Origin of the sequence: Bacillus sp. JFL15 (assembly GCF_001184225.1) — a bacterium.
Classification (GTDB): Bacteria; Bacillota; Bacilli; order Bacillales; family Bacillaceae; genus Bacillus; species Bacillus siamensis.
This window is the reverse complement of the sequence record NZ_KQ236689.1, coordinates 492,614-518,906: the sequence shown is the minus strand read 5'-3', so window position 1 is coordinate 518,906 and position 26,293 is coordinate 492,614. Positions and strand designations below refer to the sequence as shown.

Here is a 26,293-nt window from a genome sequence, read left to right as displayed (position 1 = left end):
TGAACATTTTGCAAGTCTTTATCAAGAAAGGGGATTTGTGATGAACTGGGAAGTTGAAGTTATCCGAAACAAAGAAGATCTCATCCGAGACACGCAGAAATTTTTACAGATCAACAGCGTAATGGACGAATCAACAGCCGGCCCCGGCCGGCCGTTTGGGGAAGGCGTCAATGCCAGCCTGACTTCACTGCTGGAATTCGGTGAAAAAGAAGGCTTCACCGTCAAAAATCTTGACGGCTATGCGGGCCATATTGAGTGGGGGACGGGTGACGAAATTGTCGGCGTTCTGTGCCACGTCGATGTCGTTCCGCCCGGAGACGGCTGGACAAGCGATCCGTTTTCAGCCGAAATCAGGAACGGCCGGATATATGCCAGAGGCGCCATTGATGATAAAGGGCCGACAATGGCGGCGTTTTACGCGCTGAAAATCGTCAAAGACATGCAGCTGCCTTTATCCAAACGCGTGAGAATCATCATCGGAACAGATGAAGAGAGTGATTGGAGATGCGTGGACCACTATTTCAAACACGAAAAAATGCCTGACATCGGATTTGCCCCTGACGCCGATTTTCCGATCATTAACGCGGAAAAAGGAATGATAGATGCCACACTGCGTATTGCAAAAAGAACTTCTGACAAAGACGCAAAAAACGCGCTTCTGTCATTCCGTTCAGGGCTGCGCTTGAACATGGTGCCGGATGCGGCTGAAGCGGTCATTGAAGGGGCCGGCCTGGATGCCGTGCACGCATATTTCAGCAACTGGCTGGAGCAGTCAAAAACACAAGGTGAAGCGGTTTCGGAAAACGGAAAACTGACGCTTCGGGTGTTCGGAAAATCATGCCACGCGATGGAACCGAATAATGGTGTCAATGCCGGCTTAAAGCTTGCTGAATGCCTTAACGGAACGGAACTGGATGAAGCCGGAAAACACTTTGTCAAAACCGTCAGTGACTATTTTTTAAATGATACACGGGGCAAAAAGCTGAAGATTGATTGCAGGGATGACATCAGCGGAGAGCTTACATTGAATGTCGGCATCTTTACATACAGAAAGGGTGAGGGCGGAGAACTCGGCATCAACATCCGTTATCCCGTCACTTCGGACAGCCAAGTGATTCGTGATGCCTTTATGTCCGCTGCTGAATTTCGGCTTGAAGAATTTAAAGACAGCAAACCGCACCACGTATCTGCCGATCATCCGCTCGTAAAGACGCTTCAAAAGGTTTATGAGGGACAGACGGGAAAGAAAGCGGATTTGATTTCAATCGGCGGAGGAACGTATGCGAGATCCCTTGCGGCGGGCGTGGCGTTCGGACCGCTGTTCCCCGGCCGGCCTGACAGCGCGCATCAAAAGGATGAGTACATTGAAATTGATGATCTTCTCCGATCAACCGCTTTATACGCCGAAGCCATTTATGAGCTTGCCAAGTGATCACAAAAAGGGACGCCGAAAGCGGCATCCCTTTTTTATCATTCAAATGACCATAAATCCGTTGATAAATAACGTTCTCCCGTATCGGCCGTCATACAGATGACGATCTGTTCGGAAGGGAGGCGTTTTGCGGTTTCAATGGCGGCAAAGCAGGCGGCGCCTGAAGACGGGCCGACGAGTATACCTTCTTCCCGGGCCAGGCGCCGTGTTGTCGTATACGCATCTTCATCAGATATTTTCATGATTTCATCGTAAACGTCCTGATTCAATATGCCGGGAATAAATCCGGGGCTTGTCCCAACCAGCTTATGAGCGCCGGGTTTTCCGCCGGACAGTACCGGCGATCCCGCGGGTTCGGCGACATGAACAATCATATCAGGGAAAAGCTCCTTCAGCGTTTCTCCGGTTCCGGTAATAGTTCCGCCCGTTCCCGCCGTTGCAACAAAAGCACCGAGCGGCCTGTTGAGCTGCTGAACGGCCTGATAGATTTCAATCGCGGTCGTTTTTCGGTGGGCGTCCGGATTTGCGCCGTTATCGAATTGCATCGGGATAAAACTTCCCGGAATCTGTTCGGCGAGTTCTTTCGCTTTTTTGATGCTGCCGGGCATTCTTTCAGCCCCCGGCGTTAATACCACCTCGGCGCCGTACGCTTTAAGCAGGTTGATGCGTTCTTTCGTCATCGTGTCAGGCATGACGAGGATTGCTCTGTAGCCGCGGGCCGCCGCGTTCATCGCCAGACCGATGCCTGTATTGCCGCTTGTCGGTTCGATGATGACAGAGCCGGGTTTTAAATGCCCGCTTTTTTCCGCTTCAATGATCATATTGTAAGCCGCTCTGTCTTTGACACTGCCGCTTGGGTTAAATGATTCTAATTTTAAATAGACTTGAGCTGCATGTTCTGGCTGAAGGCGATTGAGCTTTACGATCGGTGTGCCGCCGATCAGCTCCGCCGTGCTGTTTGCGATTTTCAAGACCGGCTCATTCCTTTCTGTATAAAACGTTCGGTACATAATATCCTATCATAATAAGCGGACAGGGTTCTCCTCTCCGCGTATCCGTTTTATAATAACACCATAACAAAAGAGGGGAGATCCTCATATGAAAGCTTCATTGCCGCATTATTTTATCGGCATTCCGATTCCTGCTGACATTGCTGAACCGATTTGGGAAGCAGCCAGAAAGGAGCCGGCGTTAACATTCAAAAAATGGGTGCATCCGCATGACTATCATATTACACTCATTTTTCTCGGGGCTGCGGATGAAGCCCGGCTTGCGAAACTATTGCCTTTGCTCACATATGCTGCGTCGAAAGCGCAGCCGTTTACCGTACAGTTTCAGCATCTGGATGTTTTCGGCGACCGCAGACAGCCGAGAGTGCTTCACCTAGAACCTGAACGGAATGAACGGCTCTTTGATTTGCGGGAAAATATAAAACAGGCTGTTTTAAAAGCCGGTTTTCAAGTGGAAAAACGGCCGTATCATCCTCATATGACGATGGCGCGGAAGTGGGCGGGAGACCGGCCGTTTCCGGACGATGTGCCGTTTGAAAGCGGCAGGGTGCAAAGCGCCGTCAGCCGATTTTCCCTGTTTCAGACCCACCTTGACCGGTCGCCAAAATACGAAGAAATCGCACAGTTTCAATTGACATAAACAAATATTCGGAGTGGGGAAATCACATGGCACAGATCATCAAAATTCACGATTGCATATCAAGATATGAGCTTGATCCATATCATTATATGAACCAGTTTATCCGGCTGAAGAAAGAACGCTGGGAGGCTCTCCTTGAAGCGTATGACCGGAAAACAGAAGAAAAAGAAACAGAAACGCCTCAAGGCGGTGAAACCGGCCAAACGTCGGCCCGAAAAAAATTTTTCTTAAAAAAGAGAAAAGAAGAAATAACGGCCGATATAAATGAAAAGAGGCACCAATGGTTTGATGAGCCGGAGGAAGAAGAGGCGCTGTTCGGACATCTTCCGTCTCAAAAGTCTGAGCTCGCGTCTTTTTTCAAAGAACAGCTGTATGACTTTCAATTAAAATGGGCGAGCTCCACGCTTTCTCAAAAGTCTGAGCTTTCGCAGGCGGTCAAGAGGGACAGGATATTAAAAATGCTGGCTCAAAAGCTGCCCGATTCCTATTTTGTGATGTATCATCCGGTTCTTCAAATCCAGCAGGCGTCCGTCGAGCTGAGCATCATCATCATCTCCCCGCTGGAGATTTTCTGCGCTGCTTTTATGGAAGCTGAAGAGGACAGCGTATATATCGGATCAAAACATCGTTTTTGGGAAGAGAGGGGTTCCGGCAGCACGCGCCAAGTATTAAATCCGTCTCTCAGCCTGAACCGCACGGGCTCGGTCGTTTCGCAAATCGTAAAAGAAAAGCAGGCCGACATTCCCGTCAGGAAGCTTTTGCTCAGCAGAACGTCTTATTTTGATTACCCGGAGCCGCCATTCGGGCTGGATATAGCCGATAAACGGACCGCCGCAGAGTGGCTGGAAAAGCAGCGGAAAAATACGGCGCCGATCAAGCACCATCAGCTGAAGGCGGCGAAGGCACTTTTGTCTTACGGCTTGAGCGATTCAAGCCGGAGACAGGAATGGCTTGATTAAAACGGACGTTTGGAGGCTGTCTCTTCTTCAATGAAGCAGGTGAAAACAAACGATGAGTCAATGGTTTTTTATTATTAATCCGGTCTCAGGAGGCGGGAGGGGGCGGCGTGTCTGGAAATCGGTTCAAAAAGAGCTGACCAGACGCGGTGTCAGCCACCGCTCCTTTCTGACCGGACATCCCGGGCATGCGGAGGTGCTGGCGAGACAGATTTCAACGATGCAGGATCATAAGCTGAAGCGGCTTTTTGTCATCGGCGGTGACGGCACGATGCATGAAGTCATTAACGGACTGAAAGGAATGGATCAGATTGAACTGACCTTTGTGCCCGCCGGTTCGTACAATGACTTTTCCAAAGGCCTCGGTGTTAAGAAGTCGGCGCTCCTCCATGAAATCAAAGGTCTGCACCGCCCGCTCACACGGAAATTTTTCGGGGGAAGCATCAACTTTTTTCATGACAAAGCACAATCTCTTTATTTTATTAACCACCTGTCTGTAGGGTTTGACGCCTCGGTTTCGAAGGCAGCCGCGGAGTTTCCGTTTTCGCGTGTTCTTCGGTTTCTGCGTCTCGGTTTTGTGATTTACCCGCTTGCGCATATACATACGGCCTCGGGATTTCAGCCGTTCCGGTTTGCATGCACGGCAGACGGCCAAAGGCATGAATTCCGCAATGTCTGGTTTGTCATTGCGGCAAATCATCCTTATTACGGAGGCGGTATGAAAGCGGCGCCTTCTGCAAATCCCCGCCAAAACAATTTTGATATTGTCATTGCGGAAAACCTGTCCTTTTTCTCGCTGTATCGTTTTTTATGGGCGATGAGCTTTGGCCGGCATATCAAAATGGACGGAGTGACGGTGATAAAGGGGAAGGAATTCATTTTTGAAACAGATGGGAAAATTCCGTTTCACGCTGACGGCGAACTGGTCGGAACGACGCCGTTTCGGCTGATGCCGGGCGGGGCGCCGTTAAAAATAAAAACATAATAAAAATAAAACCCGTCAAATCTTTCTCGGCAAAGAACCGTTTGCGGCATAAATCTTCAGAATTCATACGTGTTCTTGCTAGTTTTGCTTGACGAAGTTTGTGCTGTAGCGCTAAAATTTATAAGACGGCTATTGATTAGCATATGAGACTCTCAATAGCTGTCTTTTTTATTCTCAAGAAATTGTTTATGACAGGCTGCTCCGCCGAAAGAGAAAGGCTGGAGGCCTATTCTAAAATATTTTAAGAAATGATGGGTTGAACATTGATATGAACTGGTTGGGACAATTACTAGGTAGCGATTGGGAGATCTTCCCCGCCGGAGGAGCTACAGGAGATGCATATTATGCGAAACATAACGGCCAACAGCTTTTTTTAAAACGTAATAGCTCGCCCTTTTTAGCCGTGTTATCCGCCGAAGGCATTGTTCCGAAGCTGGTTTGGACGAAACGGATGGAAAACGGAGACGTTATTACGGCTCAGCATTGGATGACGGGCAGAGAGCTGAAGCCGAAGGATATGAGCGGACGCCCGGTGGCTGAGCTGCTCCGCAAAATCCACACATCTAAAGCCTTGCTTGACATGCTGAAAAGATTGGGGAAAGAACCGCTCGATCCGGGCGCTCTTTTGTCGCAGCTGAAGCAGGCCGTCTTTGCTGTGCGGCAATTTTCGCCGCTCATTCAGGAAGGCCTTGCTTATTTGGAAGCTCATGTGGATCAGGTGCAATTCGGTGAAAAAGTCGTTTGCCATTGTGATGTGAATCATAATAACTGGCTTTTGTCTGAAAACGACCAGCTGTATTTAATAGATTGGGACGGCGCGATGATAGCTGATCCGGCCATGGATCTTGGCCCTTTATTGTATCATTACGTCGAAGAGCCAGCGTGGGACAGCTGGCTTGGGATGTACGGCATGAAGCTCACGGAAGGGCTTCGGCTGCGGATGGCGTGGTACATGTTATCAGAGACCATCACCTTCATCGCCTGGCACAAATCAAAAGGGAATGACAAAGCGTATCATGATGCCATGGAAGAGCTTCATGCCCTGATGAAGCGGATTGTCAAGTAGTCAGGAGTACGAATCCATCTGCTCCACCCATTGGGACAAATGGTTTTGGTGCTCCTGAATATGCGTGTCGATGGAATCGGCCGTGATGCCTGACTGGCTGTAGCGGTATACATCCTCGAGCACGTTTTTTATATTTGAATCAAGCCCGGTGTTGGCCATCAGCGATTTGATGACGCGCTCGAGCTGTTCATACTCGGCAACCGTGCCGCAGCAATCCAACTGGTGGTCGGCCAGTATGTCCTTTAATAACCGGACCTGATGTTCGCTTGTTAAGCCCATGATTCATATACACATCCTTTCTGTGTCATACATTGTGCAAAGCGGTGCGGTTTTATGCATCACATGAGTGTTCCGGACCGGGGAGCCTCTTTTTTTATGCAGCCGGAGCCTTTAAAAGGCGCTTGCGGCTCTTTTTGTTTCATGGTATGTTGTTACTCGAAATTATAGATAGAGGTGTCAATCATATGAGAATGCGCCATAAACCTTGGGCGAATGATTTTCTGGCAGAAAACGCTGACATCGCCATCAGTGATCCGGCTCAGTATAAAGGGCGGTGGAACACGGTCTTTGGCAATGACAACCCGATCCATATTGAAGTCGGTACGGGAAAAGGGCAGTTCATTTCAGGAATGGCCAAGCAGAATCCGGATATCAACTATATCGGAATTGAGCTGTTTAAAAGTGTCATCGTCACTGCCGTCCAAAAAGTAAAGGACAGCGGGGCTCACAATGTCCGTTTGTTAAATATAGACGCGGAAACACTGAATGACGTATTTGAACGGGGAGAAATCAAGCGCGTATATTTAAACTTTTCTGACCCTTGGCCGAAAAACCGTCACGAAAAACGCCGTTTAACCTTTAAAGCGTTCTTGAAAAAATACGAAGAAGTCATGGGCGAAACGGGTGAGATTCATTTCAAAACCGATAACCGCGGGTTGTTTGAATACTCTTTGAAAAGTTTTTCCGAATACGGCCTGCTCCTGAAGGAAGTCAGTCTCGATCTGCACAACAGCGATCCGAAAGGCAATATTATGACAGAATACGAAGAAAAATTCTCCGCGCTCGGCCAGCCGATTTACCGGGCTGAAGTTGAATGGAGAACAAAAGACAGACTCTGATGCGGGAGTCTGTTTTTTTATTTCTCCATTTGCTACCATTACATCAGGAGGGATCAAGATGGAGACATTGAATATTGGGAATATTTCATTAACATGGCTGGACGGCGGTGTAACGCATATGGACGGAGGAGCGATGTTCGGCGTTGTCCCGAAGCCTTTATGGTCGAGAAAATACCCTGTAAACGACAAAAACCAGATTGAATTAAGAACAGACCCGATTCTGATCAGAAAAAACGGCCTGAATATTTTGGTTGACGCGGGGATCGGCAGAGGGAAATTCTCCGATAAGCAGAAAAGGAATTACGGCGTAACGCAGGAGTCCAATCTGAAAAAATCTCTGAGTGAACTCGGGCTTTCCTGTGAAGACATTCATATTGCGGCAATGACCCATCTTCATTTTGACCATGCATGCGGCCTGACGGAATACCGCGGAGAGGAGCTTGTCTCTGTTTTCCCGAACGCCCGCATTATCACTTCTGCGACAGAGTGGCAAGAAATGAAAAACCCTAATATCAGATCGAAAAATACATACTGGAGAGAAAATTGGGAGGCTGTACAAGATCAGGTCGAAACCTTTGAGAACGCGTATGAGCTCACAGAAGGCATTACGATGCACCACACCGGCGGCCACAGTGACGGACACAGTGTCATTGTGTTAGAAGACGGAGGGGAAACGGCTGTGCATTTTGCCGACCTGATGCCGACAAACGCCCATAAAAATCCGTTATGGGTGCTGGCATATGATGACTATCCGATGACCTCCATTCCGCAAAAGCAAAAATGGCAGGCGTTCGCGGCAGAGAAAGACGCCTGGCTGATTTTCTATCACGACACGATTTACAGAGCCGTAAAATGGGGCGAAGACGGCGAAGTGGCGGCGTCTGTCAAACGGGAGAAAAAATAAGCGGATCAAATGATTTACCTGTATGAATTTCGGGAATAAAAGCAAACCTAAGACAAATTGCTTTGAAAGGAAGAGACAGGTGAATCAATTTCAAGTGACAAAAGATGGAGAAATCAAAACAACTCTGCGCGGATTAGAAGTTCTTTCTACTCCTTTTTTAAATAAAGGGGTGGCCTTTACACAAGAGGAAAGAAAGGAACTCGGACTCGAGGGATTTCTGCCGCCGAAGGTATTGACAATCGAAGAGCAGGTGAAGCGGGCTTACGAACAGTTCAGTTCGCAGCCTGACGAGCTGAGCAAAAATGTGTACTTGACTGCTCTCCATGACCGGAATGAAACATTATTTTACAGGCTGTTAAATGATCATTTAGGCGAAATGCTGCCGATCGTATATACGCCGACAGTCGGCACCGCGATCCAGCGTTACAGCCATGAGTACAGAAAACCCCGCGGTCTGTATTTGTCGATAGATGATCCTGAGGGAATGCGCGCCGCATTTCAGCAGTTCGGAAAAAATGAAAACATTGATTTAATCGTTGCGACAGATGCCGAGGGCATTCTGGGAATCGGTGATTGGGGCGTCGGCGGCATCGCCATTTCCGTCGGAAAACTTGCGGTGTATACGGCAGCGGCCGGAATTGACCCGTCACGAGTGCTTGCGGTCGTATTGGACGCGGGGACGAATCAGGAAAGCCTCTTAAATGATCCGTTTTACGTCGGAAACCAGCATTCAAGAGTGCGCGGCGAGAAATATGACCGCTTTATTGATGAGTATGTCTCGCTTGCCCTCGAAACATTCCCGAATGCGCTGCTTCATTGGGAGGATTTCGGCACGGCTAACGCCCGCGGCATATTGAAACGGTATAAAGATAAAGTCTGTACGTTTAACGATGACATTCAAGGAACGGGCGCGGTATCGCTTGCAGCTGTTTTAGCCTGCGCGAAAGCATCAAAAGTGCCTTTAAAAGAACATAAAGTCGTCGTCTTCGGCGCGGGAACGGCCGGTATCGGAATTGCTGAGCAGCTGCGTGAAGCAATGGTGCATGCCGGATTAAGCGAAGAAGAATCATACAGCCGCTTTTGGTGTATCGACAGAAACGGACTGTTAACGGATGACATGAAAGACTTGCGTGATTTTCAGGTTCCGTACGCCCGGCCTGCCGATGAAGTGAAAGAGTACAGCCGCAGCGGTGAAGGCGGATCAATTGATCTGGCGGAGACGGTCCGTCAGGCCAAGCCGACGATTCTGATCGGCACATCTACTGTATCAGGCGCATTTACGGAAGAAATCGTCAAAGAAATGGCCTCACATGTCAAACGGCCCGCTATTTTGCCGATGTCAAATCCGACCACATTATCAGAAGCAAAACCAGAAGACTTAATTAAATGGACAGAAGGCCGCGCGCTTGTCACGACGGGCAGTCCGTTCCCGCCTGTTGAGTATAACGGCGTGACGTACCATATCGGCCAGGCGAACAACGCACTCGTATTTCCGGGACTCGGACTCGGCACGATTGTGACAAAGGCAAGACTCATTACGGACAATATGTTCGTCGCCTGCGCGAATGCCATCGCCGGTATGGTGGATGTCGGCAAGCCTGGGGCGCCAATGCTCCCGAAAGTGGAAGATCTTAGGACGGTATCGGCAACTGTAGCGGTAGCCGTAGCGAAAGCGGCCATCCAGGACGGTGTAGCGGAAACGGAGCCCGAGGATCTGATCCAAACGGTGCAGGACGAGATGTGGCACCCTGTATACAAACGGATTCGGCCGATGTAACCGAATAAAGCCCAAAACGCTGATGGTTTTGGGCTTTATTTTTTGCTTGTCCGAATTATGAGGCGACAGAATCAATGACATCGACAATCTGGCCTGTTTTTGCATTGACCATGACTTCATATTGCTCCAGCTCGCCGAAAGCCGAACGTGTCACACCGGTTTTGTATACCTGGATGGTTTCTCCGTTTACCTGGTAAGGCTCAGGCTCTGTGTAAATCCACGATCCGTCTATCGGTCCGCGCTGTTTAAAAGCCGCTTTCACGATACGGAGCGCTTTTTCTGAAGAGATATAAGGTTTCATCGCATACTTTTTCACTGCGATGGCAGCGAATAATCCGACTCCTGCACCTAAGAGAAAATGACGTAATTTCAATATGAAGCACCTCCAATTATGTCGTAGTTTTTATTATACAGAAGATGCCAGACAGTGTTAAGTAAAGCGGCGGTTTGGCAGCCCATTCAATCTGACCGCTTGGAAAACAGTTGTTTTTCTAATAAAATAAAAGCATTACATAGAAATGAGGGGAAAATATGAATGAGGAAACGAAAACGCTTTTCCGGACGCTGACGCAGCTTCCCGGCGCACCGGGAAATGAACATCAGGTCCGCTCCTTTATGAAATGGGAGCTTGCGAAATATGCGGATGACATCGTGCAGGACAGACTCGGAAGTGTTTTCGGCGTAAGGCGCGGTGCTGAAGATGCGCCCACTATTATGGTAGCAGGCCATATGGATGAAGTCGGATTTATGGTAACGCAGATTACGGATAACGGCATGCTGAGATTTCAGACGCTCGGCGGCTGGTGGAGTCAGGTGCTTCTGGCCCAGCGCGTCGAGGTTCAGACGGATAACGGACCTGTCATCGGCGTCATCTCAAGCATCCCGCCCCACATTTTAACGGATGCCCAGCGCGCAAAGCCGATGGAGATCAAAAATATGATGATTGATATCGGTGCAGATGACAGAGAGGACGCGGTCAAAATGGGGATCAGACCGGGGCAGCAGGTCGTGCCGGTCTGCCCGTTCACCCCGATGGCCAATGAGAAGAAAATATTGTCCAAAGCGTGGGATAACCGCTACGGATGCGGATTAAGCATTGAATTATTAAAAGAGCTGCACGGAAAAGAGCTGCCGAACAACCTGTACGCCGGGGCCACCGTTCAGGAGGAAGTCGGCCTGAGAGGGGCGCAGACAGCGGCCAACATGATTCAGCCTGATCTCTTCTTCGCGCTTGATGCCAGCCCGGCAAATGATATGAGCGGCGATAAGGAGCTGTTCGGCCGTCTCGGTGAGGGAGTGCTGCTCCGCATACTCGACAGAACGACGGTCATGCACCGCGGGATGAGAGAGTTCGTCCTTGATATGGCGGAAACGCACAATATCCCTTATCAATATTTCGCTTCCGGCGGAGGAACGGATGCCGGGCGGGTTCACATATCAAACAGCGGGGTTCCGTCAGCCGTCATCGGCATTTGTTCAAGATACATTCATACAAATGCCGCCATCATCCATGTCGATGATTATGCCGCGGCGAAAGAAATGCTCATTAAGCTGGTCATGGCGAGTGACAAGCAGACGGTCGAAACGATCAGAGAAAATGTGTGAAAAAATAAGCAGGCCCGCATAAGGCGGCCTGCTTATTCTGTTTCAAATAAATAAGAGAGTGCTTTCATCGCTTGATTGACGGTTTCCACCGTAATATTCGCTTTGCCGGAAAGCTCTTTCAGCGGATGGTGCAGCTCTTTCGGACGGATCAGAATGAGCGGCTTGCCTTTTGCGATGGCATAAGAAGCATCCATCGCGGTATTCCACTGTTTATATTTCTCGCCAAACAGGGCGATCACAAAATCGGCTTTTTCCATCAGCACCTCTGTACGGAAATTGTTGATATCAGAAGCTCTGGCGTCCTTTAAAACAGAATCAGGCTGCTCGCCCATAATCTCTTCTCCGATATTGTCTGAGCGCTCATGGTTTTCCATCGGTCCGACAAACGTAATCGGCAGGTGCAGCGCTTTTGCTTTGTTCTTGATCTCGTTCCGCCAATCGCTGTGGATTTCACCGGCTAAATATACGACAAACTGCATCTTTTGCTCCTCCTTATTCCATATTCAGATTTTCGTACAGCTATAAGCAAAATGGTAAACGAAACTTGCTTGATAATGCAAATGAAATATGATAATGATATTGCATATAGTTGGTCTTGCTGTAAACAGTCTGGTATGATCCAATTGGACAAACATCAGCATACAAAAAAACTCAAAATCCAGATGGAGGAATGACAATGAAAAAGATTGAAAGCACGGAAGAATTGCAAAAAGCGGTACAGGACGATTGGGCGGTATTTATGTTTTCAGCGGATTGGTGCCCGGACTGCCGCTTTGTGGAGCCGTTTCTCCCTGAGCTGGAAGCGGACTTTCCTGAATTCACTTATTACTACGTAGACCGCGATCAATTTATCGATACATGTGCGGAATGGGAAATCTACGGCATTCCGAGTTTTGTGGTATTTAACGAAGGAAAAGAAGTGAACCGCTTCGTCAGCAAAGACCGCAAAACAAAAGAAGAAATCGAGCAATTTTTAACCGATTCCCTTGCTAAAGCATAAAGGAGGCCACGGGCTTTGAAGATGACGTCGAGGAAGCTGTCGGATCTATTAAAACAGCGCCTGCAGCACGAGAACCGATCCTTCTTTTTTGACAGAGAAAAAGACACCCTCCGTGTTGAGGATCAAACGACCAAAAAAGGCATCACATTAGAACTTCCGCCGATCATCGCCAAGTGGGAGACGAAAAAAGAAGAAGCGATCGACGAGATCGTCTACTATGTGTCAGAAGCGATGGAGGCGATGGGAGGAAGCGGACAGGAGATGTCCGGAAAGGAAGCCGGAATTTATCCGGTGATCCGCTCCACGTCATTTCCTGATCAAACGGGCGACGGCATTCCGCTCGTGTATGATGACCATACCGCCGAAACCAGAATCTACTACGCGCTTGATCTCGGCAAGACGTACCGCTTAATTGACAGCCGGATGCTTGAGAAAGAAAACTGGACAAAAGAACGGATCAGGGAAACGGCATCATTCAATCTCCGCTCGCTCCCTTCGGTCGTGAAACAGGATACGGTTGCGGGCAATTATTTTTATTTTTTCAGAGCGAATGACGGCTATGACGCCAGCCGGATTCTCAATGATTCGATTCTTCATGAATACAAACAGGCCGCTGAAGGCGAATTAGCGATTTCTGTCCCGCATCAGGATGTATTAATACTTGCTGACATTCGAAATGAATCGGGTTATGATATTTTAGGGCAAATGTCCATGAGCTTCTTTGCAAGCGGCACGGTGCCGATTACGGCCCTTTCATTTCTCTATAATGAAGGCAGACTGGAACCTGTGTTTATCATGGCGAAAAGCCGGCCGAAAAAGGATTAGAAAGGATTTTTCTTATGAACGCTTTTTACAATAAAGAAGGTGTGGGAGATACGCTTCTGATCTCTCTTAAAGATGCAGCACGTGAAGAAATCGGCTATGAAAGAGAAGGCGATGTCGTCCGAATCTTTAACAAAGAAACAAAAGAAACGACGGGCTTTAATATTTTTAACGTATCTTCTTATTTACAGATTGAGGACAACGGCCCTGTCGCATTGTCTGAGACATTCGTTCAGGACGTGAATGAAATACTGAACAGAAACGGTGTTTCAGAAACGCTGACAGTTGACCTTTCTCCGAAATTTGTTGTCGGTCATGTTGAATCGAAAGAAAAACATCCGAATGCGGATAAACTGAATATCTGCCAAGTGAATGTGGGAGAGGAAACCCTTCAAATCGTTTGCGGCGCGCCGAACGTAGACAAAGGACAAAAAGTCGTCGTCGCTAAAGTCGGCGCAGTGATGCCGAGCGGACTTGTCATTAAAGACGCTGACTTAAGAGGCGTTCCGTCAAGCGGTATGATCTGCTCTGCGAAAGAACTCGCTTTGCCGGATGCACCGTCGGAAAAAGGCATTCTCGTTCTTGAAGACAGCCGCGAGGCCGGCGAAGCATTTCAATTCTAACTCCCATAAATAAGCGCACAGAATCGAATGATGTGAGAGAAAGCCGTTAAGCAGGCCTGCTTAACGGCTTTCTTCAGTTGGGAGCTTAATCTTTTCTGAGCGGCCCGGCAGTGGTATACTAAATATCGTCCCAGACTACTAATAAGGGAGTTAGAGAGTGATTAAACATGAGTTGGCTGAATAAATTTTTTGACTTATTTTTAGGTGAAAAAGAAGAAGAGCATGAACATGAACCGAACACACATGCCCAAATCCCGAAACAGCAGATACCGGATCAGCCAGAAGGCAAATTAACGCGCATGGAAGATCCTAAAATATATTACGAATATCCGAAAGGGAATTTCCGCTTTCCTGTCGTTCCGGACGGCTATAAGCGAACGGAACAGAGACAGCAGGAAAGGCATGAACGCCGCCATCCGTCCCGGGGATATGCCGCCGGGAAGGAGCAAATGGAGCGGGAGCGGAAACAGCATACATATGAAGAGCCGGAGCCGGTGAAAAAGCCCTTTAAACCGTCCTCCATTCCTTCACCGGTCTACGGTTTTCAATCTCAGCACAGCATTAAAAAAACGCCTAATCCGCAAAAACAGCGTGAAGAGAGCGTGACATTGCTGTCAGAGGAGCAATTTGTTCCGCCAAAGTCCGGTCAGGAAACGGAAAAAGAGCCCGCATTCACAGCATCCGGCATGACAAAACAGACGGACACCCGGCCGGAACCGTCTGTGAAACAAGAAACGGAAGAATTCCAGGCCGCCCAAAAAGAGCAGCCGCACACTGAGGCTGAGAATGCAAAAGAGCAAGTGTACAGTGCATCAGAACCGCGCCAGGCTAAAGACCTGCAGCAGCCGGAAAGCACGGAACCTGCCGGCTATACAGATCAACAAGAGCTGGAACAAACCGAGCCGCAGCCTTTAAATGAGACTGAGTATGAAGCGTCCCGGCCGTCTGAACACACAGAAGAACAAGCGCCGCAGCAGGAGGAGTATCAGCAGTCTGAGACGGAAGCCGCTCAAGCTTTTGAAACCGCTGGGGAACCGGTATATACATACTCAGAACCCGCTGAAGAGGAAGTTCAGCCGCAGTCTGAATCGCCTGAGGCTGACGCGGAACAAAAAGCAGATGAACAGCCTGAGTTCAACGAAGCCCCTCAGCATTCTGAACCGGAGCCTGAATCTGCAGTCATCGAGCCGCCCGAAGCCCCGGCCCCGCCTGCCGAAGAAAAAACGAAGAATCACGAACAGCCCGTGAAAACGGCGGAGCGGCCGAAAGAGCGCAGTGTTCCATTTAACGTCATGATGCTTAAAAGCGATAAACACAAGCAGGCGAAGACGCCAGAGGGCGGTGCGGGCTATGTTTTCCCGAATCTGTCGCTTCTGGACGTACCGCCGGCGCAGAGACATGACGACCAATCATGGATTGAAGAACAGCGCGAGCTTTTAAACGTCACGCTGAAAAACTTTAATGTGCGCGCCCAAGTCGTTCATGTCACACAAGGCCCGTCCGTCACAAGATTTGAAGTGCATCCTGAGCCGGGAGTGAAAGTAAACAAAATTACAAACTTAGCAGATGATATAAAGCTGAGTTTATCTGCCAAGGATATTCGGATTGAGGCGCCGATCCCCGGCAAAAACACGATCGGCATTGAAGTTCCGAACCGCGTAAGCAAGGTCGTTGATTTACGGCAGATGATCAGAAGCGCCGCTTTCAGGACGAATCCGTCTCCGCTTACAGCCGCGCTCGGTGTCGATATTTCCGGCAACCCGGTCGTCATTGATTTGAAAAAAATGCCGCACGGCTTGATTGCGGGTGCGACAGGATCGGGAAAAAGCGTCTGCATCAATACCATTTTGGTCAGTCTGCTTTATAAAGCAGATCCGAGCGATGTCAAAATGCTTTTGATTGATCCGAAAATGGTCGAGCTTGCGCCTTATAACCAAATTCCGCATTTAGTCAGCCCCGTCATCACGGACGCCAAAGCTGCAACCGCGGCGTTAAAATGGGTTGTGGAAGAGATGGAACGGCGGTATGAACTGTTTGCTCATTCAGGTGTGAGAGATATCGGCCGCTTTAATGAATTAACGGCCGATCATAAGACAGGCGAAAAGCTCCCGTACCTCGTAGTGGTTATTGATGAGCTTGCCGATTTAATGATGGTCGCGCCGAACGATGTGGAAGAAAGCATTGCCAGAATCGCGCAGAAAGCGAGAGCCTGCGGCATTCATCTCCTCGTCGCGACACAGCGTCCGTCTGTCGATGTCATTACCGGCATGATCAAGGCGAACATCCCGACGAGGATCGCATTCTCCGTCTCAAGTCAGGTCGATTCCAGAACGATTATCGACATGGCGGGGGCGGAAAAGCTGCTCGGAAAAGGCGACATGCTTTACTGGGAAAACGGTACCGGAAAACCGGTGCGTCTGCAGGGCAACTTTGTGTCAGACAGCGAGATCGACCGCGTCGTCTCTCATGTCAGAAAGCAGCTCCCGCCTTCTTATTTGTTTGAACAGGAAGAACTGATCAGGCAGGGAACCGCCCTCAAGGAAGAGGACGAGCTGTTTCCTGAGGCGTGCCAATTTGTCGTGGAGCAAAACAGCGCCAGCACCTCCAGCCTTCAAAGAAGGTTCAGGATCGGCTATAACCGTGCGGCGAGGCTGATTGACATGATGGAAGCTGAAGGCATGATCTCAGAAGCGAAGGGCAGCAAACCCCGCGAAGTGCTGATTACGGCTGCTGACATTGCTCAAGAATAAGAATATCGTTCATTTTTCTCACAAACATGGTATGATAATGGATGGACCATCAAACAGCATCACTGTCACGCGCTGAAATATCATGCGGCAGGTTTAATCAAAAAGAAAGTTACAGATACTGACGATAACGTAAAAATAAATGGAAGCGCCGCTGTGCGGGCTTTTCGCCCGCGGCGGTCGCAAAATGAAATGAGCGTCATATACTGGGGAACAGATAGACGTTTGTTGGAGGTACGATTATGACTGTTTATCATTTTGTTGGAATAAAAGGGACAGGTATGAGCCCGCTTGCTCAAATCCTGCATGATACAGGGTATCAGGTGCAGGGATCGGATATCGAGAAGCAGATTTTTACTCAGGCTGCCCTTGAAAAAAGAAATATCCCGATCTATCCGTTCAGCCCCGATAACATCAAACCGGGCTTAACGGTAATCGCCGGAAACGCATTCCCTGATTCTCATCCGGAAATCGCAAAGGCGCTCGCTGAAGGAATTCCTGTTATCAGATATCATAAATTTTTAGCTGAATATATGAAAAAATATACAAGTGTCGCGGTTACGGGTGCACACGGCAAGACGTCCACTACGGGTCTCTTGGCACATGTGATGCAGCAGGCGAAGCCGACTTCGTTTCTTATCGGAGACGGGACGGGCAGAGGAAATGAAAGCAGTGAATACTTTGTATTTGAAGCCTGCGAGTACCGCCGTCATTTCTTAAGCTATCAGCCTGATTATGCGATCATGACGAATATTGATTTTGACCACCCTGATTATTTCGCCAACATTGACGATGTGTTTGATGCTTTCCAAAACATGGCGCTTCAAGTCAACAAAGGCATCATTGCCTGCGGTGATGACGAGTATCTGCCGAAAATTCACGCCAATGTGCCTGTCGTTTATTACGGCACGGGAGAAGAAAACGATTTTCAAGCGAGAAACATCGTGAAAAATACGGAAGGCACGACATTTGACGTCTTTGTCCGCAATACGTTTTACGATACGTTCTACATCCCGGCATACGGCCATCACAATGTCCTCAATTCATTAGCGGTCATTGCGCTCTGCCACTATGAAGAGATAGACGTGAACATGATTAAGCGCGGACTTGAATCATTCGGCGGCGTCAAACGCAGATTCAATGAAAAAGTGATCGGCAGCCAGGTGCTGATAGACGACTACGCCCACCATCCGACTGAAATTAAAGTCACCATTGAGGCGGCGCGCCAAAAATATCCGGAACGTGAAATCATCGCGGTATTCCAGCCGCATACGTTTACACGGACGCAATCATTCCTTGATGAATTTGCAGAAAGCTTGAGCGCGGCCGATCGCGTGTATCTGTGCGACATTTTCGGCTCTGCCCGCGAGAACGTCGGCAAACTCACCATCACGGATCTGCAGGAAAAAATCGATAACGCAGAACTCATTGAAGAGAATGACACATCCGTGTTAAAAGCGCATAAAGACGCAGTGCTGATCTTTATGGGCGCCGGAGACATTCAAAAATATATGAGGGCCTATGAAAACGTCATAGCGTAACAAAAAAAGCAGTGGGGCTCTCACTGCTTTTTTGCGCGTGCTGCAAAGGGATTTACCGATAAACGGAGAAATAGTATACATACAGCCCCTTTCATATATGTTTATCATTTTAATAATTGGGTATATACCATTATATCCTGCAATAAGGAGGTATTAGATGATTATCATTCTTTACTTAAGCGTCGCACTCATTGCCGTAGCATTTCTCATCCTCGTCATTTATCTGTCAAAAACATTAAAGTCCGTGCAGATGACCTTAACAAACGTAGCGTCGACTTTAGACGGCCTTGAAGGGCAGATGAAGGGCATCACCGCCGAGACAACCGAGCTGTTACATAAGACAAACCGTCTCGCGGAAGACATTCAGGAAAAATCAGAGAAATTAAATACGGTTGTCCATGCTGTGCAGGAAGTGGGAACTTCCGTCCAGCAGTTTAATACATCCATAAAGCAGGCAGCCGGTTCCGTTTCGGCCTCTGTCAGAGAGAACCAGGATAAGATCAGTCAGGTTGTCACCTGGAGCCAGGCCGCTATGGAAATATGGGACAAGTGGAAGCAAAAGAAAAAAACATCGCTTTAATCATAAGAAAAATCCACTAAGGAGGAATCATAATGAGCAAAGATGGAATCAATAGTAAGGATTTTTTAATCGGAACGCTGATCGGGGGAATTATCGGCGCGACAACGGCTTTGTTTCTGGCGCCTAAATCAGGCAAGGAGCTGCGCGACGATCTCGGCAGCCAGGCTTCCGCATTGAAGGATAAGACGGACAGAATGACGGCCGACGCGAAAGAAAAAGGCTCTCAATATGTCAGCATCGCCAAGGACAAAACATCTAACATCACCCAGCTGGTAGCTGATCAGTCAGGCCAGATTATGAATAAAGTGAAGGATTTAAAAGACCGTTCTAAGAGCACACTAACCGAGAAAGCCGAAGAGACGAGAAGCGAAATGCAGGACACGGCCCAAAGCATCAAAACCGAAGCGGAAGATGCAGGGGAAAAAGCCGGTCAGGCAAATCGCTGATCTTCAATAAGGAGAGATAACAGACATGACAAAGCAGCTGATATCGTCAGAAGAAGAGTTCAAAAATGCCGCTGAGAAAGAAAGCACGTTCGTGTTTTTGAAACACAGCACAACCTGCCCGATCAGCCATGCGGCGTTTCAGGAGTTTGACGCCTTTGCATCGGAGCATTCAGAAGTGCCTTCTTATTACCTGCAGGTGCAGGACAGCCGGCCGCTTTCAAACTATATCGCCGAGACATACGGCGTGAAACATGAAAGCCCGCAAGTATTCGTCATTACAAACGGCGAAGTGAAATGGCACGCGTCTCATTCCCAAATCACAAAAAACGCAATAGAGCAGCACCTTTCATAATTTACTGACCGCCGATGATACCGGCGGTTTTTTTTTTGAAAAAAACTATTGATCATTTCAGCCATATCATGTAGGATAACAATATACGTTACTTCAACGCATAAAAGCTTAAAAGCGTTTTGGTGATAAAGTAAAATGTGAAAAAATTTATTGTTTCATATTCCTATTTTCGCATAACTGTAGTAAGATGCATGTTAACCATTAAAATAAAACATAGCATAGAAGGGATGAAAAAGATGAGCAACAAGGAATTAGAGAGCCTAAGACAGCAGGCAGACGCACTAAACTTACAAATCCTTAAATTAATCAATGAACGCGGAGCCGTTGTAAAAGAAATCGGTAAAGCAAAAGAAGCACAGGGTGTCAACCGATTTGACCCCGTCAGAGAGCGTACAATGCTTAACCGCATTATTGAAAGCAATGACGGCCCGTTTGAAAACTCAACAATCCAGCATATTTTCAAAGAAATTTTCAAAGCCGGCCTTGAGCTTCAAGAAGAGGATCACAGCAAAGCGTTGCTCGTCTCCCGGAAGAAAAAAGCAGAAGATACGATCGTTGACATTAAAGGCGAAAAAGTCGGTGACGGCGATCAGAGATTCATCGTCGGTCCTTGTGCCGTAGAAAGCTATGAGCAGGTTGCGGAAGTAGCGGCCGCTGCGAAAAAACAAGGCATTAAAATCCTGCGCGGAGGTGCGTTCAAACCCCGCACAAGCCCGTATGATTTCCAAGGTCTCGGCGTAGAAGGCCTGCAGATCCTCAAACGCGTCGCTGATGAATATGACCTCGCGGTGATCAGTGAAATCGTTACGCCTGCCCACATTGAGCAAGCGATTGATTACATTGACGTCATTCAGATCGGCGCACGTAACATGCAAAACTTTGAATTACTGAAAGCCGCAGGTTCGGTTAAAAAGCCGGTATTGTTAAAACGCGGTCTTGCCGCAACGATTTCAGAATTCATCAATGCAGCTGAATACATCATGTCACAAGGAAATGACCAAATCATTCTTTGTGAGCGCGGAATCAGAACGTACGAAACAGCAACGAGAAACACGCTTGACATTTCTGCCGTGCCGATTTTGAAACAGGAAACTCACTTGCCGGTGTTTGTTGACGTCACACATTCAACAGGCCGCCGCGATCTCCTGCTTCCGACAGCAAAAGCGGCGCTTGCGATCGGCGCTGACGGCGTGATGGCCGAAGTTCACCCTGATCCTTCCGTTGCCCTTTCAGACTCTGCGCAGCAGATGGATATACCTGAATTCGAAAAATGGCTGAACGAATTAAAGCCGATGGTTAAAGTAAAAGCATAATAAAGTGTTCCGTTCTTTAAGGGCCGCCTCGTGCGGCCCTTTTTCGTTTCTTCATTTTATTTAATTATAAAATGAAAGTGAACGTTTTCATCACTGGGAAAAACGTGTATAATTTCATGAGAAGTATTTAAATTTGATGAATAATGAAAAATAATGTACACTACTGACTTACGCTTACAACCATAAACGACAGAATGCGAAAACGCACGACATTTCTTTACATAAAGTGTTTATGCTATAGATAAGGATAAGTGTATCCAGTAAAAGGAGTGGTTTCAGTGAGCAACATTACGATATACGATGTGGCCAGAGAAGCAAATGTCAGCATGGCGACTGTTTCCCGCGTCGTAAACGGCAATCCGAATGTAAAACCGACGACCAGAAAAAAAGTATTGGAAGCCATTGACCGGCTCGGCTACCGCCCGAACGCGGTGGCAAGAGGACTGGCAAGCAAAAAAACGACAACGGTCGGCGTCATCATCCCTGATATCTCAAGCATTTTCTACTCGGAACTTGCCCGGGGAATTGAAGATATCGCGACGATGTACAAATATAATATTATTTTAAGCAACTCGGACCAAAACCTTGAGAAGGAGCTGCACCTGTTAAACACGATGCTCGGCAAACAAGTGGACGGTATCGTATTTATGGGCGGCAACATTACGGACGAGCATGTCGAAGAATTTAAGCGCTCTCCTGTGCCGATCGTATTGGCGGCATCAGTGGAAGAACAGGCAGAGACGCCTTCTGTCGCCATTGATTATGAACAGGCGATTTATGATGCCGTTAAGCTTTTCATTGAGAAAGGGCATCGCGATATCGCATTTGTCTCCGGACCGATGGCAGAGCCGATCAACCGCTCGAAAAAACTGCAAGGGTACAGACGGGCGCTTGAAGAAGCGGGCATCCCGTTTAATGAGCAGTTCGTAGCGGAAGGCGATTACACCTATGATTCCGGAATGGAGGCGCTTCAAAGCTTAATGGGCCTTGAGCGGAAGCCGACGGCAATCCTTTCTGCAACGGATGAAATGGCGCTCGGCATTATTCATGCGGCTCAGGATCAAGGTCTGTCGATTCCTGACGATCTTGATATTATCGGTTTTGACAATACGAGATTGAGCCTGATGGTCCGCCCTCAGCTTTCCACAGTCGTGCAGCCTACTTACGATATCGGAGCCGTGGCGATGAGGCTTTTGACAAAACTGATGAACAAAGAGCCGGTTGAAGAGCATATCGTTGAGCTGCCTCACCGCATCGAATTAAGACAATCAACAAAGTCATAAAAAAACGGAAAAGCAAGCTTCACTCTGAGGAGTGGAATCTTGCTTTTTTACTTGAGTAAGGAGAAGATATGAAACGTTTTGATTATCTGACACCCGTTGGATTTATGTTAGGATGTATTATTGTCGCAATCGGAATTCTCTCAGGAACGGGACTTGCGGGAATCAGTTCATTTTTAGATCTGACTTCTTTTTTAATCGTCACAGGCGGCCTTGCCGCGGCGGTCTTTATCAGCTTTCCGCCTCGCGATTTAAAGAAAACCCCTTCTGTTTTAAAACAGGTATTTTCCCGTCAGGATGACAATGTGAAGGACCTTGTCAGAGTATTTGTCAGCCTTGCGGAGCAGGCGCGAAGACAGGGGCTGCTGTCTCTGGAGGACCGGGCGCGCGAGATCAAGGATCCGTTTTTGAAAAAAGGGCTTTTGCTTGCGATTGACGGCTGGGACGAAGAAACGATCCGGCTGGTGATGGATTCTGAGATCGCCGCGATGGAAGAACGCCACAGAAAAGGAAGACGCGTTTTTGAAAAAGCCGGTGATTTCGCGCCCGCCTGGGGAATGATCGGGACGCTTGTCGGACTCGTGCTCATGCTTAAAAATTTAAATGACCCGCATACCCTCGGGCCGAACATGGCTGTTGCGCTATTGACGACGCTGTACGGCGCGCTGCTTGCCAATCTCGTGTTTATCCCTATCGCGGCAAAGCTTGAAGAAAAAACGGAAAGTGAAATTTTCATCAAACAGGTTATGATCGAAGGGGTTGTCGGCATCCAATCGGGAAAAAATCCCCGCAACCTCGAAAGTCAGCTCGTCGTTTTCAGCTCAAGAGAAGACTGGCGTAAAGAGCAGCCAGTGAACAAGAAAAAGGGCGCTGTCCATGAAGCTTAGAAGAGAGCGTTTTGAAAGAAGAAACAAACCGGAAAATTCCGGCGGTTCACCAAGATGGATGGTAACGTTCGCTGACTTGATCACGCTCATTCTCGTGTTCTTTATATTGCTTTTTTCGATGTCGCAAATAGACGCAGAAAAATTTCAATCAGCCGTTTCATCGATTCATACAGACGGCAGCGGGGGTGAGCCGGCGTCATCAGACAAAGCAAACGAAAATAAAGAACAGGATTTGCTGCTGCAGAACGTGAAAACATACATAAAATCGCACCATTTGAGTTCCAAATTAACGGCGAAGCGCGATGAGCGCGGAGTGGTCCTTGTGCTGCAGGAGGCCGTTCTGTTTCAGACAGGGAAAGCGGATGTGCTGAAAAACGCCGAGCCAGTCCTGCATCAGATCGCAGTGCTTTTGAAAACAATTCCGAATGACATTCAGGTGGAAGGCCATACGGACAGCCGCCGGATTTCAACCTATCAATTCCCGTCAAACTGGGAGCTGTCGTCTGCAAGAGCGGCGAGTGTGATCCGGTATTTTACCGCGAAAGAAGACTTTTCCGCCAAACGGTTTATTTCAGTCGGATACGCGGATACAAAACCTGTGAAGGACAACAAAAGCCCCGGTCATATGAATGAAAACCGCCGTGTGGAAATTGTCATAAAAAAAACGACCTCCTCGTAAGGGTCGTTTTTTTATTTTGTTTTATACCGCTGTTCAGACCGGATGGCAAAAAGCGCTTTTTCCACGGTTTGGACGTTTTTTTCTGATATTTCTTCTTTTCGGGGAATCGGAGGATATAATTGTTCAGGGTCACTCCAAAACGCGGGCAGGGTATAGGGCGAGTGTTTCTGCCATTTATGAATCCACTCCTGCGGTATGCGCTCCCCGGGATCAATCCCTTTCATCTCAAGCCATATACGGCTCCATGCTCTAGGAACCACTCGCCAAATATCGTATCCGCCTCCGCCGACCGCGATCCATCTGCCGCTGCAATGTTGATGGGCTAATGAGTGAGCGAGCCGGGGGATTTCCTGATAAATGGAGATGGTAGTAGACAGGTGTGTCAATGGGTCGTAATAATGGGCGTCCGCTCCGTTCTGGGTCAGGATTACATCCGGTTTAAAAAAAGCCGCGATTTCTGAAGCGGCCGTTTTGTAAGCGTGAAGAAAGGAATCGTCCTCTGTGAAAGCGTCCAGCGGAATGTTAAAAGAATAGCCGTAGCCTTGCCCGCTTCCTTTTTCCAGCACTTGTCCCGTCCCGGGAAATAAATAACGCCCGGTTTCGTGAAATGAAACTGTGCAGACATCTGACCTGTCATAAAACGTAAATTGAACGCCGTCGCCGTGATGAGCGTCGGTATCAATGTATAACACCTTTGCCCCGTAGTTTTTCTGAATGTATTGGATGGCCACGGCGCTGTCATTATAAATACAAAAGCCCGATGCCCTGCCGCGGAAGCCGTGGTGAAGGCCCCCTCCTAAATTGCAGGCATGCCTCGCCTGTCCCGTCATGACATAATCTGCCGCTGTTAAAGTGCCGCCCACCAGAAGCGACGCGGCTTCATGCATGCCGGCAAAAACGGGGGTGTCTTCCGTTCCGAGCCCGTAGCTTTCTCCTTCTGCGGCAGGGAGCCGGCCCGCCCCCGCTAGTTCAACCGCCTGTATGTAATCCTCTGTATGAACGAGTGCCAGCTCTTCTTTAGAGGCCATGCGCGGAGCGGCGATATCTCCCTCTTCAAACGCGTCCGCCGCCTGAAGCAGCTCGTATGTCAAAAGCACGCGCTGCTGATTGAACGGGTGATCCTGGTGAAATTGATACGTCTGATAAGAAGGCGAGTAAACAAAAACGCTGTCTCTCATGACTGATCCCTCAATTGTTTCGGCCACAAGACATTGTACCCGGCTTCATGAACGCTGCGGATAAAAGGGAGCGGATTCATCGTCTTCACCCGGAAGACGAGTATATTTGCCCCGGCGGAATCATGGGGGTAAACGAGCACGCTCAAGATTTGCAGCTGAAGATCGCGGCACATGCAGCTGAGATCAGCAAGACTTTTGGTCATATCCGTCACCAAAATTTCCACCTGTGATCCCGGCTGGGCTGCGCCTGTCAGGCTGACAAAGGTCCGGAGTACATCGGTTTTGGTTAAAATGCCCGTCAGCTTATGATTTACCGTAATCGGCAGACATCCGATGCCATGCTCATAGAAAGAAGCCGATATTTCCTCTACGAAATCAAGCGGATGGGCGCAGATGACATTCCGTTTCATAATGGTTTCCACTTTGTTTGTCAGAAACGCGACGCGGTCTTCTTGTTTAAAGCTGCCTGGGCCCGCCTGTTTAATGTCTCTGTCTGTGACGATGCCGGCAACGTGCAGTTCTTCGTCGATGACAGGGAGATGGCGGATATGATATGCCTTCATTTTATGTACGGCTGTTTCTATGGAGTCGTTTTTTGTGACGGTGATGACGTCCCGTTTCATGATTTGTTCTGCAATCATCTTTTTATCCCCTTTGTATGTCAGTCAATACATAAATCGCTGATAAAAACGAAGTCTGTCGAACTGTTCAATTGACTCCTGACTGACGTGCCTGCCGATGCGGGCCATCAGACAATTGGCCGGATGAGAGCTGATTTCCGGTTCATCCGTTGCAAACCAGACAAGACCTCCGGCATTCATCATCTTTTCCATGATCTTTCTGTACTCCCACACGTCTTTTTTCATCCCTTTTAAATCCCAATGCCAGTAATATTCTGTCGTCATGATGATGTACCGTTCCATCTGTTCATCCATCATGCTGACAGTCAGCAAAGTTTTTCCGACAGAACAGCCTCTGTAGCCGGGAGCGACCTCGATCGCCCCGAGTTCAAGGAGATCTTCCATATTTCCGTCAGACCACCGTTCAAGCGGATCAGGATATAAATACGTCACATAGCCGATAATCGTCTCTCCGTCCCTGGCGATGATGATCCGCCCTTCGGGAAGCCCGGCTATTTCGACTAACGCTTTGTGCTGTTCATGAGGAAGGCGAAAGGCTGTCAGGCCTTCATGAAACTCATACTGTGCTAAGTTCTCTGGAGGAACGGGCCCTTCTACCAAAAGAGGGCCGGCTGCTGTCTGAATAGATGAAGAATGGTACGTTTTATGATGTTTCACTGATTCACCGCCTGTCGGTTCTTAATAAAAACACATCTCCTTTAAGCATAACAA

At 48.3% G+C, this 26,293-nt stretch carries 28 protein-coding genes; 21 read left to right on the top strand and 7 right to left on the bottom strand.

The annotated features are described in order from the left end of the window. Window positions 1-40: 40 nt before the first annotated feature. A complete protein-coding gene (pepV, locus tag AD710_RS02510) occupies window positions 41-1,432 on the top strand; it encodes a dipeptidase PepV (protein WP_049627199.1) in 1,392 nt (463 codons plus the stop codon). 38 nt (window positions 1,433-1,470) lie between these two features. Here the strand turns inward: pepV and cysK are convergent, their stop codons facing one another. After that, window positions 1,471-2,442: a cysteine synthase A gene (cysK, locus tag AD710_RS02505; RefSeq protein ID WP_095241479.1), complete on the bottom strand. Its 972-nt coding sequence runs from the start codon at window positions 2,440-2,442 to the stop codon at window positions 1,471-1,473. Window positions 2,443-2,530: 88 nt separating this feature from the next. Here cysK and thpR point away from each other — a divergent pair, with 88 nt between their 5' ends. The 4 genes from thpR to AD710_RS02485 all read left to right on the top strand — a co-directional run bounded on the left by thpR (window position 2,531) and on the right by AD710_RS02485 (window position 6,089). Continuing rightward, window positions 2,531-3,082: an RNA 2',3'-cyclic phosphodiesterase gene (gene thpR / locus AD710_RS02500; RefSeq protein WP_047476840.1), complete on the top strand. Its 552-nt coding sequence runs from the start codon at window positions 2,531-2,533 to the stop codon at window positions 3,080-3,082. 26 nt (window positions 3,083-3,108) lie between these two features. Further along, the gene (locus AD710_RS02495) at window positions 3,109-4,041 is read left to right on the top strand and encodes a hypothetical protein (protein WP_049627198.1); all 933 of its coding nucleotides are present in this window, start codon (window positions 3,109-3,111) and stop codon (window positions 4,039-4,041) included. A 52-nt stretch (window positions 4,042-4,093) separates the two neighbouring features. Further along, complete coding sequence (locus tag AD710_RS02490) at window positions 4,094-5,023, top strand: YegS/Rv2252/BmrU family lipid kinase (protein ID WP_049627197.1); 930 nt, start codon at window positions 4,094-4,096, stop codon at window positions 5,021-5,023. 268 nt (window positions 5,024-5,291) lie between these two features. Beyond that, window positions 5,292-6,089, top strand: a complete 798-nt coding sequence (locus AD710_RS02485; RefSeq protein ID WP_029575350.1) for a phosphotransferase family protein — start codon at window positions 5,292-5,294, stop codon at window positions 6,087-6,089. Here the strand turns inward: AD710_RS02485 and AD710_RS02480 are convergent, their stop codons facing one another. Further along, the gene (locus tag AD710_RS02480) at window positions 6,090-6,368 is read right to left on the bottom strand and encodes a YtzH-like family protein (protein WP_003152357.1); all 279 of its coding nucleotides are present in this window, start codon (window positions 6,366-6,368) and stop codon (window positions 6,090-6,092) included. It lies immediately after the preceding gene. 185 nt (window positions 6,369-6,553) lie between these two features. Between AD710_RS02480 and trmB the strand changes: the two genes are divergently transcribed. From trmB to AD710_RS02465, 3 genes are all read left to right on the top strand, one after another. Beyond that, on the top strand, window positions 6,554-7,207 hold the full coding sequence (trmB, locus tag AD710_RS02475; protein WP_016938534.1) for a tRNA (guanosine(46)-N7)-methyltransferase TrmB: 654 nt from the start codon (window positions 6,554-6,556) through the stop codon (window positions 7,205-7,207). A 58-nt stretch (window positions 7,208-7,265) separates the two neighbouring features. After that, window positions 7,266-8,111, top strand: coding sequence for a YtnP family quorum-quenching lactonase (locus AD710_RS02470; RefSeq protein ID WP_049627196.1), 846 nt, complete (start codon window positions 7,266-7,268; stop codon window positions 8,109-8,111). A 79-nt stretch (window positions 8,112-8,190) separates the two neighbouring features. Continuing rightward, window positions 8,191-9,888, top strand: a complete 1,698-nt coding sequence (locus AD710_RS02465; protein ID WP_049627195.1) for an NAD-dependent malic enzyme — start codon at window positions 8,191-8,193, stop codon at window positions 9,886-9,888. A 55-nt stretch (window positions 9,889-9,943) separates the two neighbouring features. On the opposite strand, the gene AD710_RS02460 is transcribed toward AD710_RS02465, so the two are convergent. Then, window positions 9,944-10,261: a PepSY domain-containing protein gene (locus tag AD710_RS02460; protein WP_049627194.1), complete on the bottom strand. Its 318-nt coding sequence runs from the start codon at window positions 10,259-10,261 to the stop codon at window positions 9,944-9,946. Window positions 10,262-10,419: 158 nt separating this feature from the next. Between AD710_RS02460 and AD710_RS02455 the strand changes: the two genes are divergently transcribed. Continuing rightward, window positions 10,420-11,493 (top strand): M42 family metallopeptidase, encoded by a 1,074-nt coding sequence (locus AD710_RS02455; protein ID WP_049627193.1) that lies wholly within the window; start codon window positions 10,420-10,422, stop codon window positions 11,491-11,493. Window positions 11,494-11,525: 32 nt separating this feature from the next. Here AD710_RS02455 and AD710_RS02450 read toward each other — a convergent pair whose 3' ends face one another. Further along, window positions 11,526-11,972 carry a YtoQ family protein gene (locus AD710_RS02450; protein WP_016938538.1) on the bottom strand — a complete coding sequence of 149 codons (447 nt, stop codon included), beginning with the start codon at window positions 11,970-11,972 and terminating at the stop codon, window positions 11,526-11,528. Window positions 11,973-12,169: 197 nt separating this feature from the next. Here AD710_RS02450 and AD710_RS02445 point away from each other — a divergent pair, with 197 nt between their 5' ends. The 12 genes from AD710_RS02445 (at window position 12,170) to motS (ending at window position 23,763) form a co-directional block, all read left to right on the top strand. Further along, window positions 12,170-12,493 (top strand): thioredoxin family protein, encoded by a 324-nt coding sequence (locus tag AD710_RS02445; protein ID WP_049627192.1) that lies wholly within the window; start codon window positions 12,170-12,172, stop codon window positions 12,491-12,493. A 15-nt stretch (window positions 12,494-12,508) separates the two neighbouring features. Beyond that, window positions 12,509-13,318, top strand: coding sequence for a DUF1444 domain-containing protein (locus AD710_RS02440; RefSeq protein ID WP_016938539.1), 810 nt, complete (start codon window positions 12,509-12,511; stop codon window positions 13,316-13,318). 14 nt (window positions 13,319-13,332) lie between these two features. Continuing rightward, entirely contained in the window at window positions 13,333-13,938 is a 606-nt protein-coding gene (ytpR, locus tag AD710_RS02435) for a YtpR family tRNA-binding protein (protein WP_049627191.1), read from the top strand. Window positions 13,939-14,105: 167 nt separating this feature from the next. After that, window positions 14,106-16,688, top strand: a complete 2,583-nt coding sequence (locus AD710_RS02430) for a DNA translocase FtsK (RefSeq protein ID WP_049627190.1) — start codon at window positions 14,106-14,108, stop codon at window positions 16,686-16,688. 239 nt (window positions 16,689-16,927) lie between these two features. Further along, on the top strand, window positions 16,928-18,226 hold the full coding sequence (murC, locus tag AD710_RS02425) for a UDP-N-acetylmuramate--L-alanine ligase (protein WP_016938542.1): 1,299 nt from the start codon (window positions 16,928-16,930) through the stop codon (window positions 18,224-18,226). 157 nt (window positions 18,227-18,383) lie between these two features. Continuing rightward, the gene (locus AD710_RS02420; protein ID WP_016938543.1) at window positions 18,384-18,806 is read left to right on the top strand and encodes a DUF948 domain-containing protein; all 423 of its coding nucleotides are present in this window, start codon (window positions 18,384-18,386) and stop codon (window positions 18,804-18,806) included. A 32-nt stretch (window positions 18,807-18,838) separates the two neighbouring features. Next, entirely contained in the window at window positions 18,839-19,252 is a 414-nt protein-coding gene (locus AD710_RS02415) for a YtxH domain-containing protein (RefSeq protein ID WP_049627189.1), read from the top strand. A gap of 25 nt (window positions 19,253-19,277) precedes the next feature. Continuing rightward, window positions 19,278-19,604 (top strand): bacillithiol system redox-active protein YtxJ, encoded by a 327-nt coding sequence (gene ytxJ / locus AD710_RS02410; RefSeq protein ID WP_016938545.1) that lies wholly within the window; start codon window positions 19,278-19,280, stop codon window positions 19,602-19,604. 236 nt (window positions 19,605-19,840) lie between these two features. Continuing rightward, window positions 19,841-20,917 carry a bifunctional 3-deoxy-7-phosphoheptulonate synthase/chorismate mutase gene (locus tag AD710_RS02405; RefSeq protein ID WP_016938546.1) on the top strand — a complete coding sequence of 359 codons (1,077 nt, stop codon included), beginning with the start codon at window positions 19,841-19,843 and terminating at the stop codon, window positions 20,915-20,917. Between the two features lie 278 nt (window positions 20,918-21,195). Then, window positions 21,196-22,200: a catabolite control protein A gene (gene ccpA / locus AD710_RS02400; protein ID WP_016938547.1), complete on the top strand. Its 1,005-nt coding sequence runs from the start codon at window positions 21,196-21,198 to the stop codon at window positions 22,198-22,200. Window positions 22,201-22,268: 68 nt separating this feature from the next. Next, on the top strand, window positions 22,269-23,084 hold the full coding sequence (gene motP, locus AD710_RS02395; RefSeq protein WP_049627188.1) for a flagellar motor protein MotP: 816 nt from the start codon (window positions 22,269-22,271) through the stop codon (window positions 23,082-23,084). Continuing rightward, a complete protein-coding gene (gene motS / locus AD710_RS02390; RefSeq protein ID WP_049627187.1) occupies window positions 23,074-23,763 on the top strand; it encodes a flagellar motor protein MotS in 690 nt (229 codons plus the stop codon). The genes motP and motS overlap by 11 nt, the downstream gene beginning before the upstream one ends. Before the next feature lie 11 nt (window positions 23,764-23,774). Here the strand turns inward: motS and AD710_RS02385 are convergent, their stop codons facing one another. From AD710_RS02385 to AD710_RS02375, 3 genes are read right to left on the bottom strand one after another with little or no spacing between them, the layout of a single operon-like run. After that, window positions 23,775-24,941: an acetoin utilization protein AcuC gene (locus tag AD710_RS02385; protein WP_049627186.1), complete on the bottom strand. Its 1,167-nt coding sequence runs from the start codon at window positions 24,939-24,941 to the stop codon at window positions 23,775-23,777. Beyond that, complete coding sequence (locus AD710_RS02380) at window positions 24,938-25,582, bottom strand: acetoin utilization AcuB family protein (RefSeq protein WP_049627185.1); 645 nt, start codon at window positions 25,580-25,582, stop codon at window positions 24,938-24,940. The genes AD710_RS02385 and AD710_RS02380 overlap by 4 nt, the downstream gene beginning before the upstream one ends. A 24-nt stretch (window positions 25,583-25,606) precedes the next feature. Next, a complete protein-coding gene (locus tag AD710_RS02375) occupies window positions 25,607-26,239 on the bottom strand; it encodes a GNAT family N-acetyltransferase (protein WP_045926814.1) in 633 nt (210 codons plus the stop codon). Between the last annotated feature and the right edge of the window lie 54 nt (window positions 26,240-26,293).

Bases quoted from the DNA above. Each gene is read 5' to 3' on its own strand.
- pepV (WP_049627199.1), top strand. From the start codon at position 41: ATGAACTGGGAAGTTGAAGTTATCCGAAACAAAGAAGATCTCATCCGA.
- cysK (WP_095241479.1), bottom strand. From the start codon at position 2,442: ATGTACCGAACGTTTTATACAGAAAGGAATGAGCCGGTCTTGAAAATC.
- thpR (WP_047476840.1), top strand. From the start codon at position 2,531: ATGAAAGCTTCATTGCCGCATTATTTTATCGGCATTCCGATTCCTGCT.
- AD710_RS02495 (WP_049627198.1), top strand. From the start codon at position 3,109: ATGGCACAGATCATCAAAATTCACGATTGCATATCAAGATATGAGCTT.
- AD710_RS02490 (WP_049627197.1), top strand. From the start codon at position 4,094: ATGAGTCAATGGTTTTTTATTATTAATCCGGTCTCAGGAGGCGGGAGG.
- AD710_RS02485 (WP_029575350.1), top strand. From the start codon at position 5,292: ATGAACTGGTTGGGACAATTACTAGGTAGCGATTGGGAGATCTTCCCC.
- AD710_RS02480 (WP_003152357.1), bottom strand. From the start codon at position 6,368: ATGGGCTTAACAAGCGAACATCAGGTCCGGTTATTAAAGGACATACTG.
- trmB (WP_016938534.1), top strand. From the start codon at position 6,554: ATGAGAATGCGCCATAAACCTTGGGCGAATGATTTTCTGGCAGAAAAC.
- AD710_RS02470 (WP_049627196.1), top strand. From the start codon at position 7,266: ATGGAGACATTGAATATTGGGAATATTTCATTAACATGGCTGGACGGC.
- AD710_RS02455 (WP_049627193.1), top strand. From the start codon at position 10,420: ATGAATGAGGAAACGAAAACGCTTTTCCGGACGCTGACGCAGCTTCCC.
- AD710_RS02450 (WP_016938538.1), bottom strand. From the start codon at position 11,972: ATGCAGTTTGTCGTATATTTAGCCGGTGAAATCCACAGCGATTGGCGG.
- AD710_RS02445 (WP_049627192.1), top strand. From the start codon at position 12,170: ATGAAAAAGATTGAAAGCACGGAAGAATTGCAAAAAGCGGTACAGGAC.
- ytpR (WP_049627191.1), top strand. From the start codon at position 13,333: ATGAACGCTTTTTACAATAAAGAAGGTGTGGGAGATACGCTTCTGATC.
- AD710_RS02430 (WP_049627190.1), top strand. From the start codon at position 14,106: ATGAGTTGGCTGAATAAATTTTTTGACTTATTTTTAGGTGAAAAAGAA.
- murC (WP_016938542.1), top strand. From the start codon at position 16,928: ATGACTGTTTATCATTTTGTTGGAATAAAAGGGACAGGTATGAGCCCG.
- AD710_RS02420 (WP_016938543.1), top strand. From the start codon at position 18,384: ATGATTATCATTCTTTACTTAAGCGTCGCACTCATTGCCGTAGCATTT.
- AD710_RS02415 (WP_049627189.1), top strand. From the start codon at position 18,839: ATGAGCAAAGATGGAATCAATAGTAAGGATTTTTTAATCGGAACGCTG.
- ytxJ (WP_016938545.1), top strand. From the start codon at position 19,278: ATGACAAAGCAGCTGATATCGTCAGAAGAAGAGTTCAAAAATGCCGCT.
- AD710_RS02405 (WP_016938546.1), top strand. From the start codon at position 19,841: ATGAGCAACAAGGAATTAGAGAGCCTAAGACAGCAGGCAGACGCACTA.
- motP (WP_049627188.1), top strand. From the start codon at position 22,269: ATGAAACGTTTTGATTATCTGACACCCGTTGGATTTATGTTAGGATGT.
- motS (WP_049627187.1), top strand. From the start codon at position 23,074: ATGAAGCTTAGAAGAGAGCGTTTTGAAAGAAGAAACAAACCGGAAAAT.
- AD710_RS02385 (WP_049627186.1), bottom strand. From the start codon at position 24,941: ATGAGAGACAGCGTTTTTGTTTACTCGCCTTCTTATCAGACGTATCAA.
- AD710_RS02380 (WP_049627185.1), bottom strand. From the start codon at position 25,582: ATGATTGCAGAACAAATCATGAAACGGGACGTCATCACCGTCACAAAA.